The 15,762-nt window shown below is 69.0% G+C and carries 13 protein-coding genes; 3 read left to right on the top strand and 10 right to left on the bottom strand.

What is annotated here, in order from left to right; genetic code table 11:
• Positions 1 to 4: 4 nt before the first annotated feature.
• The 10 genes from ACZ1HC_RS15185 to ACZ1HC_RS15140 form a co-directional block, all read right to left on the bottom strand.
• A complete protein-coding gene (locus tag ACZ1HC_RS15185; RefSeq protein ID WP_472700701.1) occupies positions 5 to 3,289 on the bottom strand; it encodes an error-prone DNA polymerase in 3,285 nt (1,094 codons plus the stop codon).
• Positions 3,290 to 3,302: 13 nt separating this feature from the next.
• On the bottom strand, positions 3,303 to 4,826 hold the full coding sequence (locus ACZ1HC_RS15180) for a Y-family DNA polymerase (protein ID WP_472700700.1): 1,524 nt from the start codon (positions 4,824 to 4,826) through the stop codon (positions 3,303 to 3,305).
• Entirely contained in the window at positions 4,759 to 5,496 is a 738-nt protein-coding gene (locus tag ACZ1HC_RS15175; RefSeq protein WP_472700699.1) for an ImuA family protein, read from the bottom strand. The genes ACZ1HC_RS15180 and ACZ1HC_RS15175 overlap by 68 nt, the downstream gene beginning before the upstream one ends.
• 122 nt (positions 5,497 to 5,618) lie before the next feature.
• Positions 5,619 to 6,326 carry an urea ABC transporter ATP-binding subunit UrtE gene (urtE, locus tag ACZ1HC_RS15170; protein WP_472700698.1) on the bottom strand — a complete coding sequence of 236 codons (708 nt, stop codon included), beginning with the start codon at positions 6,324 to 6,326 and terminating at the stop codon, positions 5,619 to 5,621.
• A 1-nt stretch (position 6,327) separates the two neighbouring features.
• Entirely contained in the window at positions 6,328 to 7,068 is a 741-nt protein-coding gene (gene urtD, locus ACZ1HC_RS15165) for an urea ABC transporter ATP-binding protein UrtD (protein ID WP_472700697.1), read from the bottom strand.
• Complete coding sequence (gene urtC / locus ACZ1HC_RS15160) at positions 7,065 to 8,300, bottom strand: urea ABC transporter permease subunit UrtC (protein WP_472700696.1); 1,236 nt, start codon at positions 8,298 to 8,300, stop codon at positions 7,065 to 7,067. The genes urtD and urtC overlap by 4 nt, the downstream gene beginning before the upstream one ends.
• Position 8,301: 1 nt before the next feature.
• Complete coding sequence (urtB, locus tag ACZ1HC_RS15155; protein ID WP_472700695.1) at positions 8,302 to 10,215, bottom strand: urea ABC transporter permease subunit UrtB; 1,914 nt, start codon at positions 10,213 to 10,215, stop codon at positions 8,302 to 8,304.
• Positions 10,216 to 10,270: 55 nt separating this feature from the next.
• Complete coding sequence (gene urtA, locus ACZ1HC_RS15150; protein WP_472700694.1) at positions 10,271 to 11,554, bottom strand: urea ABC transporter substrate-binding protein; 1,284 nt, start codon at positions 11,552 to 11,554, stop codon at positions 10,271 to 10,273.
• A 334-nt stretch (positions 11,555 to 11,888) separates the two neighbouring features.
• On the bottom strand, positions 11,889 to 13,061 hold the full coding sequence (locus ACZ1HC_RS15145) for a Gfo/Idh/MocA family protein (RefSeq protein ID WP_472700693.1): 1,173 nt from the start codon (positions 13,059 to 13,061) through the stop codon (positions 11,889 to 11,891).
• Positions 13,058 to 14,002: a TIM barrel protein gene (locus ACZ1HC_RS15140; RefSeq protein ID WP_472700692.1), complete on the bottom strand. Its 945-nt coding sequence runs from the start codon at positions 14,000 to 14,002 to the stop codon at positions 13,058 to 13,060. Before ACZ1HC_RS15140 ends, ACZ1HC_RS15145 begins: the two co-directional genes overlap by 4 nt.
• A 107-nt stretch (positions 14,003 to 14,109) precedes the next feature.
• Between ACZ1HC_RS15140 and ACZ1HC_RS15135 the strand changes: the two genes are divergently transcribed.
• The 3 genes from ACZ1HC_RS15135 (at position 14,110) to ACZ1HC_RS15125 (ending at position 15,740) form a co-directional block, all read left to right on the top strand.
• Positions 14,110 to 15,120 (top strand): LacI family DNA-binding transcriptional regulator, encoded by a 1,011-nt coding sequence (locus ACZ1HC_RS15135; protein ID WP_472700691.1) that lies wholly within the window; start codon positions 14,110 to 14,112, stop codon positions 15,118 to 15,120.
• A gap of 50 nt (positions 15,121 to 15,170) precedes the next feature.
• Complete coding sequence (locus ACZ1HC_RS15130; RefSeq protein WP_472700690.1) at positions 15,171 to 15,419, top strand: hypothetical protein; 249 nt, start codon at positions 15,171 to 15,173, stop codon at positions 15,417 to 15,419.
• A 129-nt stretch (positions 15,420 to 15,548) separates the two neighbouring features.
• On the top strand, positions 15,549 to 15,740 hold the full coding sequence (locus ACZ1HC_RS15125) for a hypothetical protein (protein ID WP_472700689.1): 192 nt from the start codon (positions 15,549 to 15,551) through the stop codon (positions 15,738 to 15,740).
• Positions 15,741 to 15,762 lie beyond the last annotated feature (22 nt).

The following is a 15,762-nucleotide window of genomic DNA, read 5'->3' as shown; positions in this document are numbered from 1 at the left end:
ATGCTCACCGGAAATCCCGCCCCTTCACCCTGATGGCATCGAGATGCAGGTCCGGGATGAAGATGTCGTGCGGCTGGGGAGCCTGGGGCAGGATGTCCCCCTCCGGCGCGGTCGGCCCCTCGTCGCCGCGCCCTTGGGTGAGCGGGAACGCCGTCCTGCGCTCTCCGACGCTCGCCAGTTCCCGCGACAGATCCTCGATGCGATGCACCACGAAGTGCACCACCTCGCCTTCCCGCTGGATGCGTCCCTGCACGCCGATCATGCCTGCGCCAAGCACGATCCGGCGATGCGCCTCGAAGACCTTCGCCCAGACCACCAGGTTGGCGACACCCGTCTCGTCCTCGATCGTGATGAACATCACCCCCTTGGCCGATCCGGGCCGCTGGCGGACCAGCACCAGGCCGGCCGTCGCGCACCAGGTGCGGTCGCGGGCCGCCATGGCCTCGGCACAGGTCAGCATCCGCCGCTTACTTAGGCTCTCCCGCAGGAACGCCACCGGATGGCGGCGCAGGCTGAGGCCGGTGCGGCCGTAGTCCTCGACGACCTCGCGCCCGTCTGTCATCGGCCTCAGCGCAATGGCCGGCTCCTGCGCTTCCGCTGCGGTCTCATCCTCCTGTCTGTCTGACATCTCGCGCGCCGCGGCGAACAGCGGCAGCTCCTCCGGCCCGAGCCCCTTCAGCGCCCAGAGTGCCTCGCGGCGGCTGAGCCCGAGGCTGGGCCGGAACCCGTCCGCCTCGGCGATGCGGGTCAGGGTGGCGATCGGCACGCGCACACGGTGCCACAGATCCTCGACCGAGGCGAAGGGCTGGTCCGCCCGTCCCGCGACGATGGCGGCTGCATGGCGGTTGGCCAGCCCCTTGATCATCCGCAGCCCGAGGCGGACCGCAAACCGCCTGCCCTCGTCCTCGGGCCTGCCCGTCGGCTCCAGCGTGCAGTCCCAGCGGGAGGCGTTGACGCAAAGGGGCCGGATGGCGACGCCATGGCCCTGCGCGTCGCGAACGATCTGCGCCGGCGCATAGAAGCCCATCGGCTGGCTGTTCAGCAGCGCCGCGCAGAAGGCATCCGGGTGCCAGCACTTCAGCCAGGCACTGGCATAAGCCACGAGCGCAAAGGATGCCGCGTGGCTTTCGGGAAAGCCGTAGGAGCCGAAGCCCTCGAGCTGGCGGAAGGTGCGCTCGGCGAAGTCGGGTGCGTAACCGCGCGCCACCATGCCCGAAACCAGCTTCTCCTTGAAGGCAGACACGCCCCCAGTGAACTTGAAGGTGGCCATGGATTTGCGCAGCATATCGGCCTCGCCCGGGGTGAAGCCCGCGCATTCGATCGCGACCCGCATGGCCTGTTCCTGGAAGAGCGGCACGCCCAGGGTCTTGCCCAGCACCTTCTCCAGTTCCGGGGTGGGATACTCCACGGGCTCCAGCCCCTCGCGCCTGCGCAGATAGGGATGGACCATGTCGCCCTGGATGGGCCCGGGCCTCACGATCGCCACCTGCACCACCAGGTCATAATAGGTGCGGGGCTTCATGCGCGGCAGCATGGCCATCTGCGCCCGGCTCTCGATCTGGAAGGTGCCCAAGGTGTCGGCCTTGCGGATCATCGCATAGGTGCGCGGGTCCTCGGGCGGGATGGTGGCCAGATCGTAGGAGACGCCCTTGTGGTCCTTGATCAAGGCCAGTCCCTTGGCCATGCAGGTCAGCATGCCCAGGGCCAGAACATCGACCTTCATGAAGCGCAGCGCGTCGATGTCGTCCTTGTCCCATTCGATGATCTGCCGGTCCGCCATGGCGGCAGGCTCGATCGGCACCAGATCGTCCAGCCGGTCCTGGGTCAGCACGAACCCGCCCGGATGCTGCGACAGGTGCCGGGGAAAGCCCATCAGATGACGGGCGAGATCCAGCGTCAGCCGCAGGCGCCGGTCCGAGGGGTCCAGGTTCAGCGCGCGGATCTGCGCCTCGCTGACCCCCTCCTCGGACCAGGCCCAGATTTGGCCGGAGATGGTCTGGATCAGATCCTCGGGCAAGCCCATGGCGCGGCCCACATCGCGCAGCGCGCCCTTGGCCCGGTAGCGGATCACCGTGGCGCACAGCGCGGCCCGGTCGCGGCCGTAGGTGGCGTAAACCCATTGGATCACCTCCTCACGGCGCTCGTGCTCGAAGTCCACGTCGATGTCGGGGGGTTCGCGTCGCTCCTCGGACACGAACCGCTCGAACAGCAGGTCGTTGCGGCCCGGGTCGATGGCGGTGATGCCCAGCACATAGCAGACGGCCGAGTTCGCAGCCGAGCCGCGGCCCTGGCAGAGGATGCCGCGGGATCGGGCAAAGCGGACGATGCTGTGGACGGTCAGGAAGTAGGGGGCGTAGGACAGCTTGCCGATCAGGCGCAGTTCATGGGCCAGCGACGCCTTCACCTCGTCGGGCACGCCCTCGGGATAGCGGGAGGCCGCGCCCTCCCAAGTCAGCCGCTCCAGCGTCTCCTGCGGGGTAAGGCTTGGGTCGTCCCGCTCCTCGGGATACTGATAGCGCAGCTCATCCAGCGAGAAGCGGCAGCGGGCCACGATCTCTGCCGTCCGCGCCAGAGCCTCCGGGTAGCGCGAGAACAGCCGGTGCATCTCGACGGGCGGCTTCAGATACCGGTCGGCATGGCGCTCGCGGCGGAGGCCCAGGGCCTCGACAGTGGTATTATGCCGGATGGCGGTGACCACATCCTGCAGGATGCGACGGGCGGGTTCGTGATAGAACACGTCGTTGGTCACCACCGTCGGCACCCGCAGGCGGGTGGCCATGTTCGACAACTCATGTAGCCGCAGCTGGTCATTGGGGCGGCGGCGCAGGGTCAGGGCCAGATAGGCGCGGTCGCCGAAGACATCGCGCAGCCGGCGCAGGCGCAGCGCGCAGGTGTCGTCGGCCATGTCCGGCACCAGAACCGCGATCAGCCCCTCGGCGTGCTCGGCGACATCTGACCACTCAAGATGGCACTTGCCTTTCCCGGCGCGGGACTTGCCGAGCGTCAGCAGGCGGCAGAGCCGGGCGTAGCCCGCCCGGTCGATCGGATAGACCAGCAGCGCCATGCCGCAGCCGAGGTCCAGCCGGCAGCCCACCACCAGCCGCACGCCGGTGGCCCTGGCCGCTTCCCAGGCCCGGACAACACCCGCAAGCGTGTTGCGGTCGGTGACGGCAAGCGCCTCGATGCCCATCATCGCCGCCGTGGCAAACAGCTCCTCGGCCGAGGAGGCGCCGCGCAGGAAGGAGAAGGGCGAGGTCACCTGCAGTTCGGCGTAGCGGGGCCCGGTCATCCGATGACACCGCTCATCCGAACACCCCGTGCAGGAACCAGCGGTGCGAACCGGTCTTGCTGTTCTCGCCGTCGCCGGCGCGGAACACCCAGTAGCGCTCGCCGGCCTCGTCCTCGATGCGGAAGTAGTCCCGGACCGCGATCATCTCGGCATCGCGCTTCCACCATTCGCCGAAGACGCGCTCGGGTCCATCGGCGCGGGCCACCTTGCGGCGGATGCCGCGCCAGGCGATCCAGACCGGGGGATGATCGGGCAGGAGTGCCAGCGTCTCGATCGGCTCGGGGCGCGGCAGCAGGCGGGCGGGCCGCGGCCAGTGATCGGGCCAGCCGGCGCCCACAGGATCGGACAAGGGCGCGACGCGGGTGACGGAGCGTTCCGGCACGTCGCTGGCGACCGGCGCCAGGCGATAGACGCCCCGCGCGCCGACGCGGTTGGCCAGCACGTCGACCAGGCCCGAGAGATCGGGGGCAGGGGCCTCCAGCAGCGAACCGGGCACCTGCCGCGCCTCCAGCGGCTCGACCATCACGGCCGTCAGCGACAGGATCTCGATGCCGAAGCCGGGCGCGATGGTCTCGATCTTCTCGCAAAGAAGCCGGGTCAGCCGCTGCGGATCGCGCTGCGGGCGGGCCAGACCCACGCGGACGGTCTGCACATGGGCATCGACCCGCCAGCAGAGCAGATCGAGCCTGCGCGCCCCGAGGCCGCGTTCCTCCAAGGCCGCGCAGAGCTGGGCCACCAGCTTGCCGATATAGCGGGCGATGGTCTCGGCCGCGGCGATGGGTTCGGCAAAGCTGCGGCGCACTTCGACCAGATCGGCGGGGCGCAAGGGCTCTATGGGTTCCGACGCACGGCCCAAGGCCTGATCCAGCCTGCGGCAAAGCTCCGGGCCGAAGCGCCGGGTCAACGGTGCGCGGGGTTGGTGGAGAAGATCGCCGATGCAGGCAAAGCCCAGGCTGCGCAGGCTGGCGAGCGTCGCCGGCGGCAGCCGCAGGGCCGCGAGGGGCAGGGGGGCGATCAAAGCCTCGGTCGTGCCTGGCGCGGCCACATGCATCGGCGCTGCGACATGACGGGCCAGGGCATGGGCCGCGCCCCAGGTATCGGCGACAGCGGCGCGGGCCGCGACGCCCGCCATCACCAGCCGGCCGATCAGCGTTTCCAGCATCGCCTCCTCGCCGCCATGAAGATGATCCGTGCCGGTCGAGTCGATCACCAGCCCGTCGGGCGGATCGACCGCCACGATCGGCGAGACCCGCTGCAGCACCCAGAGCGCCAGCCGCTCCAGCGAGGCGGCATCGGCAGCCGGATCATGGGGCAGCACCTGCAGGTCCGGGACCATCGCCTGGGCCTTGCTCACCGGCATGCCGACCGAGAGACCCAGCTTCTGGGCCATGGCGCAAGCGGCCGTCACCAGCCGGCGGCTGCCGACCCGGCGGGCCAGCACCAGCGGCCTCTCCTCCGAAGCTGCTGCCTCAGGCGCCGGCCGCCTGAGCCGGTCGATCGGCCAGAGCGGCAGGCTGACCGAGATGACCCGTGCCATCACACGCCTCCAGTTCGATATCGAGACTTTCCCCCGCCCGTGCCCGGATCAGTTCGATCAGCCAGCGGGCCCGGCCGAGACCGGGAACAGGCAAGGGGGCAGTGGGCAGGACCGAGATCCGCCAGCGGGTCATCGCCGCGGTCGGCTGGCCGAAGTCGCAGGCCTCCTGCTGGCGCCGCCAGCGGCGCAGCGCGATGCCGGTGGTGCCCGAACCCTTGGCCGCCAGGTGCAGCCGGCGCGAGGCGGTCATCGACAGCCGCGCGACATCGGCCACGACCGCGCCCAGACCGCCATGGCGCAGCCCTTCCTCCATGCAGGCCAGCACCGAAACATCGTCGCCAGCCTCGACATAGATCACCCGGTCAGGACCGAGGCCTGCCTGTTCGAGACCGGGGGCAAAAAGATCGGCCTGCGTCACGCACCAGAGCACCTGTCCCGGCAGCCGCGCCGCGATACCCGCAGCAAAGCAGGAAGCCGCCGCGCCATCCACCGCCCCGTTGCCGCCGCCCGCCACCTCGTGCAGGCAGCCAAGCGCCAGACCGCCTCCCGGCAGGCGACGGTCCAGGTCCGGCACGCCGAAAGGCAGCACCCCGCGCGCCGGTCCACCCTCACCCTCCATCCGCGCGATCTGCTCGCGCAAAGCGGCAAGGGCGGGGGACCGGACAGACATGACAGAAATGGCTCCGAGGCAGTTGGGAACAAACAGCATAGTTCTTGTTTTGTTCCATCATGGCGGAAGCTGTCAATCCGTGGCAGGGCATTGATCTGGGGATATCTTGGCCCCTGATCCGATCACGCTGCCGCGTGGCCGGCCAGCCGGGCGTGCAGATCGGCGCGCCGCAGCCCGGCCTTGGCGCCCGACATCACCGCCCGGCCGCGTTCCAGCACCAGGAAGGCGTCGCCCAGATCCCAGGCGAAATCGAAATACTGCTCGACCAGGACGATGGCCATGTCGCCCCGGTCGCGCAGCCCGGCGATCACGCGGCCGATCTGGGCGATGATGTTGGGTTGGATGCCTTCGGTCGGCTCGTCCAGCAGCAGCAGCCGGGGACGGGTGATCAGCGCACGGGCGATGGCAAGCTGCTGCTGCTGGCCGCCCGACAGGTCGCCGCCGCGGCGGTGCGCCATCTCGGCCAGCACCGGAAAGCTGTCGAAAATCTCGGCGGGGATGCGGCGTTCGCCGCGGGGCAGGCAGGCAAAGCCGGTTTCCAGGTTCTCGCGCACGCTCAGCATGGGAAAGATCGCCCGGCCCTGCGGGACATAGCCCACGCCCATCCGCGCCATCTGCTGCGCGGTGATCCGCCCCAGCTGCTCGCCGTCGAAGCGGATCGTGCCGCCGGACCGGGGATGCCGCCCGGCCAGCAGGTTCATCAGCGAGGTCTTGCCCACGCCGTTGTTGCCCATCACGCAGGTGACAGAGCCCGGCCCGGCCGCGATGTCGATGCCGTGCAGGATCTGGCTGCCGCCGTAATGCAGGGTCAGGTCGGTGGCTTCCAGCATCTCATCGCCCCAGATAGACGTCGATCACGTCGGGATTGCGGGTCACATGGTCCAGCGAGCCCTCGGCCAAAACCGAGCCCTGGTGCAGCACCGTGACCTTGCAGTTCAGCCGGCGCACGAAATCCATGTCGTGTTCCACGACCACCACGGCGCGGGTCCGCGCCAGCCGCACCAGCAGCGACGTGGTCTGTTCGCGTTCGGCCAGCGTCATGCCGGCGGCGGGTTCATCGACCAGCAGCAGCCGCGGATCCGAGGCCAGCAGCATGCCGATCTCCAGCCACTGCTTCTGGCCGTGCGACAGCTCGCCCGCCTTGCGCGCGGCCATCGGGGAAAGCCCCACCTCGGAGGCCAGGGCGGCCACGCGATCGGCCGCCGCGCGCGTCGGTCGCCACCACAGCACTGCAAAGGGGTTGCGCGGGGCCTTCAGCGCCATGGTCAGATTTTCGGCGACGGTCTGATCCTCGAACACCGTGGGGCGCTGGAACTTGCGGCCGATGCCCGCGCGGGCGATCTGCGCCTCGTTCAGGCGCAGCAGGGATTGCGGCGGCGTGCCCCATTTCACGTCGCCGCTGTCGGGGCGGGTCTTGCCGGTCACGATGTCCATGAAGGTGGTCTTGCCGGCGCCGTTGGGGCCGATCACGGCACGCAGTTCGGCCTCGGCGATGTTGAAGGACAGGTTGTTGATCGCCTTGAAGCCGTCGAAGCTGACGGAAACGCTGTCCACTTCCAGCAGCGCGCTCATGCCCGCGCCTCCTGTTCGCGAAGCGCGCCCTGGTCGGGCCCCAGGTCGGCGCCGCGGCGGCGGGGCGGCAGCACCCCGCCCAGCCAGTCCACGATGCCGGCGATGCCCTTGGGCGCGAACAGCGTCACCAGCACGAAGCTGAGCCCCAGGGCCACCTGCCACCAGTCCACCCAGTTGACCACATAGCCCGGCAGGTGGATCGCGGGCGCCCGCCCGCCGGTGAACCAGCTGGACAGCAGCGACACCACCGCCGCGCCGATGATCGCACCATACAGCCGCCCGCGCCCGCCGATGGCGACCCAGACGGCCAGATAGATCGAGGCGATCGGCATCAGTTCGGCCGGGTTGATGATCCCCGCCTGCGGGTAATACAGCGCCCCGGCGACGGCGGTGATCATCGCCGCCAGGGTGAAGACCAGCAGCTTGAAGCCCTCGACCGGATAGCCCAGGAACCGCACGCGGGTTTCGTCGTCGCGGATGGCGCGGACCACGCTGCCGAACTTGCCGCTGACCAGCCAGGCGGCCAGCAGATAGGCCAGCCCCAGGGCCAGGGCCGAGGCCCAGAGGAACCACATCGACAGCGTCGCCTGATCGACCCCGTCAAGGCCGGGGATGTTCTGCAGCCCCGACAACCCGTTGTTGCCGCGAAAGCCGCTGTCGTTCTGGAACAGCCACAGCGCCAGGGCCAGCGTCATCGCCTGCGTCAGGATCGACAGATAGACCCCGTTGACCCGCGACCGGAAGGCCAGCCAGCCGAAGATCAGCGCCAGAAGGCCGGGCACCGCCACCACCAGCAGCAGTTGCGCGGGCAGCGAATAGGCCAGGGCCCAGACCGCCGGCAGGTCCGACGACCCGACCACGCCGAAGATCTGGTTGGCCACGCCTTCCTGCAATTCGGCCTGCGTGGGCGGGATCGGGTTCTGCGCCAGCGAGGCGGCGACGATGGCTTCGGTGCGCGCATACATCAGCCATTGCCCGATCAGATAGCCGCCCAGGGCAAAGAACGCCATCTGCCCCAGCGACAGGATGCCCAGATAGCCCCAGACCAGGTCCATCGCCACCGCCGCCACCGCCAGGCACAGCGTCTTGCCCAGCACCTTGACGGTCGAGGTGGGGATGGCGCCGGTCCCGTAGGCCTGGCTCAGCAGCGTGACGCCCAGGGTCAGCACCGCCAGCACCGCCAGCACGACCAGGATCGAGGGGTTGCGAAGGATCAGGGGCTTTCGGGTCATGTCACGCCTCGGCTGCGCGGCCGCGCTGCGGGATGATGCCCCGCGGGCGGAACTGGATGAAGATGATGATGAACAGGATCATGAAGGTCTGCGCGGCAAGCGTGTTTGCGGGGTTGAGGAACTCGATCCCCTTGGACAGCCCGCCGATCAGCCCGGCGCCGGCCAGCGTGCCCCAGATGTTGCCGACGCCGCCGACGACCACGGTCATGAAGCTTTGCACGATATACTGCTGGCCCAGTTCGGACGTGACCTGCGCGAAAAGCCCGATGGCCACGCCGGCGATCCCCGCGATGCCCGATCCCAGCCCGAAGGTCATCATCGCGATGCGGTCGGGATTGATGCCCATGGATGCCGCCATGCCGGGGTTCTGGGTCACGGCGCGAACCTCGAGCCCCAGGCGGGTGCGCTTCATGATGAACAGGAACAGGCCCAGAAACAGCAGCGCCAGAACGAAGATCGCCACCCGGATGGAACTGACCCCGATCACGTCGTTGATGGTGATCGCGCCCTCCAGCCAGGCCGGCGCGGTCAGCGGGCGGGCCTGGGTGCCGAAGATGTTCTTGGCAAGCTGCTGCAAGGCGATCGAGACGCCGAAGGTCGCCAGCAGCGTTTCCAGCGGGCGTCTGGCCAGATGGCGGATCACCAGCCGATACAGCACCACGCCGGCCACGAAGGCCACCGCGAAGGCCAGCGGCAGCGCCACCAGCAGCGACAGGGTGCGGTTGGCGATCATCGTCTGGACGACGTAGCCGGTATAGGCGCCCATCATGATGAATTCGCCATGCGCCATGTTGATGACGCCCATCACCCCGAAGGTGATCGCCAGCCCGATGGCCGCCAGGAAATAGATCGAGGCCAGCGACAGCGCGTCCAGCCCCAGGTCGATGCCGGTCATCGCCGCCAGCCGCACCTGCGCGCGGGTCTGCGCGGCGCTGGCCGCATCGGTCACGGCGCTGTCGGGTTCGGCATGGATCTCGAAGAAGCGGTGCGTGCGGATGGCGGCCTCCGCATCGGCCTCGGTGGCGGCGGCGGGAACCGCGCCCGCGGCCTCGAGCGCCTCGTAGGCGCGGTCGCGGGCGGCGGGATCGGAAAGATCGGCGACCGGGATGCCGGCGACGGTGCCGTTCACGATGTTCGCCGCCAAGGCGTTGCGCTGATCGGCGGGCGTCAGGCGCGGTTGCAGCAGGCCCTGGCTGGTCAGCAGGGCCACCGCCGCCTCGCGCGGGAAGTCGGGGCCGATGGTCAGTTCGCGGGCGATGTTGGCGCCGGACGGTTCGCCGGGCGCGGCGACGCGCGTCGTGGCCAGCAGCGGGTTCAGCGCGGCGCGGAAATCCAGGCTCACATCCCCGGCCATGGCCTCGATGGCGGCGACGCGGGCGGCGGGGTCGGGGTCGAACCGGATCGCCAGCAGGTTGGTGGCGCGGGCACGCTGCGCGGCCAGGGCGGGGTCGGGTTCGGGCGGGGCGGCGCGGAGGGCCGCCAGGTGGCCGGCGGTGCCGTCGCGGGCGATGGCCGCCAGCGCCGCGGCGCGGCGGGCCGCATCGGGGCTGGAGATCTCGCGTGCCACAAGCGCCGATTCGATCACCCCGCGCACCCCGGAATTGGGGCGCAGCATCTTGGGATCGGCGCCGGGAACGGGCTGGCCGGTCACGGCATCCGTGGCGGTGTCGCCATCCACGATCAGCAGCCGCCCTTCATCCGTCACCCCCAGCGAGCGGTCGGCCCAGGCGGACAGCAGCGCCAGACCCTCGGGGCCGGTGGCGGCGATCTCGGCGACCAGCGGCTCGACGGTGCGGCGCGACGGCTTTTCTATCTGCTCGAGGTTGTCGGCAATGACCGCTTCCAGGGCGGGGTTCGCGCCTGCGGGCACGGTCAGCAGCAGGGTCAGGACAAGGGCAAGCAGCGGACGGATCATGGGCGCGTTCCCGAACGGAAGGAAGGGGGCGGCCAGAGGCCGCCCCGCCGCGGGGTCAGTAGTTCGACTGGACCTGCACGCAGGTATTCGTTTCGGTGTTGAACATGCCGCATGTCTTGCCCGGCCAGTCGGCTTCCAGCTTGGCGCTTTCGGGCAGGAAGTCCGTCCAGGCGTCGCCCGGCACCGGTTCGGTCTGGCTGACGATGTCGAACTGACCGTCCTCGCGGATTTCGCCGATCAGCACCGGCTTGGTCAGGTGGTGGTTCGGCAGGACGGTCGCGGTGCCACCGGTCAAATTCGGAACCTCGACCCCCACGATCGCGTCCAGCACCGGATCGACATCGGTGGTGCCGGCTTTCTCGACCGCCGCGACCCAGGCGTTGAAGCCGATCATCGTGGCTTCCATCGGGTCGTTGGTGACGCGATCCTCGTCGCCGATGAACGCGTGCCATTCCTTGATGAAGGCCGCGTTGGGGTCGGATTCGGCCGTCTGGAAATAGTTCCAGGCCGCCAGGTGCCCGACCAGGTTCGCGGTATCAAGGCCCGCCAGTTCTTCCTCGCCGACCGAGAAGGCCATCACCGGGATGTCGTCGGCTGAAACCCCTGCCGCAGCCAGTTCCTTGTAGAAGCCCACATTGGCGTCGCCGTTGATGGTGGAGACGACGCCGACCTTCTTGCCGTCGGCCCCAAGCGCCACCACGTCGGCGACGATCTTCGACCAGTCGGAATGGCCGAAGGGGGTGTAGTTCACGAAGATGTCGCCCTCGGCCACGCCCTTGTCCTTGAGATAGGCGTCCAGGATGTTGTTGGTGGTGCGCGGATAGACGTAGTCGGTGCCCAGCAGCGCCCATTTCTCGACGCCCAGTTCCTCCATCATGTAATCGACGGCCGGGATCGCCTGCTGGTTCGGGGCGGCGCCGGTATAGATGACGTTCTTCGAGGATTCTTCGCCCTCGTATTGCACCGGATAGAACAGCAGCCCGTTCAGCTCCTCGATCACCGGCAGCACGGACTTGCGGCTGACGCTGGTCCAGCACCCGAAGATGGCGTCCACCTCGCTGACGGTCAGAAGCTCGCGGGCCTTTTCGGCAAACAGCGGCCAGTCCGAGGCCGGGTCCACCACCACCGCCTCGATCGGGCGACCCAGAAGCCCGCCCTTGGCGTTCTGCTGCTCGACCATCATCAGGACGGTGTCCTTGAGCGTGGTTTCGGAAATCGCCATGGTGCCGGACAGGGAATGCAGCACGCCGATCTTGATCGGATCGCCCTCCTGCGCTGTGGCCCCCGTCGCCCACGCGATCGCGCTGGTCAGCATCAGCGTCGCGGTCAGTGTCCTCATCATCACCTTCCCGGCCCTTCGGCCTGTTCCCTGTTGACCCTTTGAAGGCACGGCGCCTTCGCCTGTGCAGCAAGACGGGTTTCATCAGGCCTGAACAGGTTCAGGGCGTGGCCGCGGCAGGGGATGCAGAAACTGCGCGGCCTTCGGGCAGCAGATCAACACCCTGCCGGCCCGGCGGGCAGCTTCAGCCCGGCCCCGGTGGCGATCCGCCCGGCTGGATCAGGAAATCGATCGCCTTTGTCCCCCTTGCCGCAAGCCCATGCATTACCACCCATGGCTGCAGACGGGCAGAGCAGCGCCAAGACGAAGACCTTGCGACAACGGCTTGCGGAAGTCAGGCGTAGTCGATCCAGACCCCGCCGGCATCGGCGGATCGCACACAATGTTCCACCCAGCGGACGCCCTCGACCCCTGCCGCGATGCCAGGATAGCGCAGGCCCCCCAGGCGGGACGGATCGCCTTGCTCATGTGCCTCGATGGCCCGCGCGAAGCGGGAATGCAGGTTCGCCCAGGCGTCGAACAATCCCTCGGGGTGGCCCGCGCCGATACGGTCGTCGGCCAGCGCCTGGGGGTGCACATAGGGCATGCCCCGGTCCAGGATGCGCGCAGGCTCTCCCTGGATCTCCAGGCGCAACTGGTTGGGATGCTCGTCCCACCACTCTACCGAGCCCTTGGATCCGACGATCCGCACCTTCTGCCCGTGCATCGATCCGGCGTTGACCGCCGATGTCCACAGCGTCCCCACCGCGCCGCCGTGGTATTCCATCAGCACGGTGGCGTTGTCCTCCAGCGGCGCGCGGGATGCGACGAAGCTTTGCCGCGTGCAAAGCAGCCGCCTGATGCGCAGGTCGGGGCAGATCACCTGCGCGATATACAGGGGATGCGTTGCCAGATCGCCCAGGACGTAGCTGGGACCGGCGAAGGCCGGATCGACCCGCCAGCGGGCGGCCGGGTCGTCCCTCTCTGCCGCCGCGCTGTGAAAGCCGTGGGCGAACTGCATCGCGACGATGCGGATATCCCCCAGGGTGCCCTCGGCGACAAGGCAGGCAGCTTCCTCGATCATCTGGTGGCCGGAATAGCCATAGGTGACGCCAACGACCAGACCACGCTCGGCGGCGATGGCTTGCAGATCCAGCGCCTCGGCGATGGTGAAGGTCAGGGGCTTTTCGCAGATGACGTGGAGGCCCGCCAGAAGCGCGGCGCGGGTGATGGGGTAATGCGTGTTGTTCGGCGTGGCGACGGTCACGCAGCGGATGCCGTCCATGCGGGCGGATTCCGCCGCAAGCATCGCTTCGTAGTCGGGGTAGCAGCGGTCGGGGTCCAGCCCCAGGTCAGCCCCAAAGGCCCTTCCCCGGTCGGGATCCAGGTCGAAGGCCCCGGCCTTCAGGTCGAAGTAGCCGTCGCGCATCGCGGCGGAGCGGTGGACATAGCCGATCTGGCTGCCCCTGCCGCCGCCCACCATGCCCCAGCGGATCGGGGATTTCGGCAGACGGGTGCCGTCGATCATCGGGTTTCCTCCTTGGCGTGGGCAAAGCCCACCTGCTCCAGATAGCGGCGGGACTTGCGGACATCGGCCAGCGACCCGCCCGCATTCCGGGGATCGCGTTCCTGTTCCACGGTGATGAAGCCCGCATAGCCGCGCCGGTCCAGAAGCGCCCGGATCGCCGGATAGTCGATGCAGCCGTCGCCGATGGGACACATCACCCCTGCCGCGCAGGCATCGAAGAAGCGGATGCGGCGGGCCATGACCTCGGCATGTTTCGCGGCATCGATGTCCTTGAAGTGGATATAATCCAGCCGGTCCCAATGGGCGTCCAGCGTGGCGACGGGATCCATGCCGGCATAGAAGGTGTGGCCGGTATCCAGGCACAGCCCGGCCTCATCGGCGGGAACGTCGCGGGTGATGCGGTCGATCTCGTCCGCGAATTCGATGTGGCCGCCCGCATGGGGGTGGATCACCGCACGGACGCCGTGATCGCGGGCGATGCGGGCGATGGCACGGATATTGGAGACCATGCCCGCCCAAGCCCCATCGTCCAGCCGCAGCGCGCGGCCGGAATGGCCGGCGGCGAAATCGCGCGCCTCGTGCCCCCAGTCCATCACCGTCAGATAGGGCGCGGCGAACCGCTGGCCCTTTGCCTTCGGCGGCTTCGGCAATGCGGTGATGACCGCGCAGATCTGCCGGGCCTGGCGTTCCAGGCGGTCACGGCCCGCAGGATCCACCAGGTCGTCGAAGATCGTGCCCGCCACGACGTAAAGCCCGCGCCGGTCCAGTTCTGCCGAGACCGTCCCGGCATCCAGCGGCATGTAGCCGTATGGCCCAAGCTCCAGCCCGCCATAGCCTGCGGCGGCGGCCTCATCCAGCACCAGCCGCCAGGGGGGCAGGTTCGGGTTCGTGATGTCGTCCACGCCCCAGCAGCAGGGCGCGGTGGTGATGGTGATGGTCATCGCTCGCCTCCGGTCTCGGTCATCAATACCGTCCAGGGCGCGCCCGGCGAAGGAAGGACTTGAGGGGAAACCCTCAAGCCGCCAGTCTTGCGCGCAAAAGGGGGGTCATGGCCAAGGTGACGCTGGAGGACGTGGCCCAAGCCGCGGGGGTGTCGCTGGCGACCGTGGACCGGGTGGTGAACCGGCGCGGCGGGGTGTCGGCGGACAAGGAAAGGGCGATCCTGCAGGCCGCACGCCGCCTGGGGCTGGACCGGACGCTGGTGATCAGGCCCACGGCCGCCAAGCGCATCGCGATCCTGATCCAGCCGCCGTCCAATCCCTTCCACGACCAGTTGCGCCAAGGCATCGACCAGGCCCGCGCCATCCACCGCGACCTGAACCTGGTGTTCCAGGTCCAGCAGATCGACCCCGCGCAGCCCGACCGCATCGCAGCCCAGATCGCCCGGGCCGCCGCCTGGGCCGACGGGATGATCCTGACGGTCCCCGCCGCCCCGCAGATCGTCCGGGCCATCGAGGCGCTGCCGCCGTGCATCCCGGTCGTGACCATGGCCGACGACGTTCCCGCACGGGGCCGCGCCGCCTTCGTCGGTCCCGACGACCGCCAGTCGGGGCGCGTGGCGGGCGACCTGATGGGATACCTGGTCGGCCAGGGCGGGGGCGAGGCGCTGGTGCTGATCGGGCGCTTCGACATGCCGGGCCATGGCGCGCGCAGCGGCGGCTTTGTCGATGTGCTGGCCGAGCGGCACCCCGCCCTCCGCGTCTGCGACGTGCTGGAAACCCACGAGGACAAGGCCACCGCCGCCGCCATGGCCCTGCGGGCGGCGCGGGCCAATCCCGACCTGCGCGGCGTCTATCTGTGTACCACCGGCTGTTCGGAACTGGTGGCCGCGCTTGCCCCCCTGCGCCAGGACCGCCCCCTGGCCATCGTCACCCACGAACTGACGCCCGAACGCCGCCTGATGCTGAAGGCCCGCAAGGTGCAGGCGATCATCGACCAGAAGCCCATGCTGGAGGCGCGGCTGGCCGTGGAAACCATGGCCCGCCTGATCGGCCGGCTGGACGGAAAGGCCGGATCGGTCGCCACCGAAATCCAGATCTTCATGCCCGAAAGTGTCTGAGGGTTGCCCCTCAACCCCGCGCTTGCTGCGCGATGCGGCACGGCCCTGGCATGGCGCAAGGGTGGAGGGGACAGACGGCGCATATCGGTTCCGGCGTCATCGGCGCGGGCTACCCGGGCAAGGCCTGTGCAATCGCGCTGCCGCAGGTCTTGACGGTCTATGAGACGCCGCATCGCGCGATGAAGCGCGTGATCGGGGCAACGGACGCGGCGGGGGACATGGATGCGATCGCCGTCGCCTTGCCGACCTTCCTTTACGCGCAAACGGCGATGGCCGCACCGGGCGCGACGCCGCGCTGATGGTGCGTGCCGGGCAGGCCAGCAGGCGCGACGCGATGACCGGCTTCAATTACATCAAGAACCCCGCAACTTAGGCGGAAAATCGGCGAGGGGATCCACTTCGCTGCCCTCAATGTGGAGGATTACCTGATGGACCCCGCGCTGCCCCATCACTGGCGGCAGGTCGCGGCCCATGTCGGGCGGGAAGGGGCGCTTGGCGACTTCGCAAGCCCTGCCACCAGTCCGGCGCATTTCCGGATCCGCCGGGTGGCCCGAGATCGGCGGGATGTGGCAGTCGCCAAGCGGCACCCCGTCGATCTGCGGGGCAGCCGGCAACATTGACGGGCGGGGGCGTGATGTGAAA

This window comes from Paracoccus sp. BR5-17 (assembly GCF_055693925.1).
Note: the sequence above shows the minus strand (reverse complement) of the source record. Positions and strands in the feature narration are given on the sequence as shown.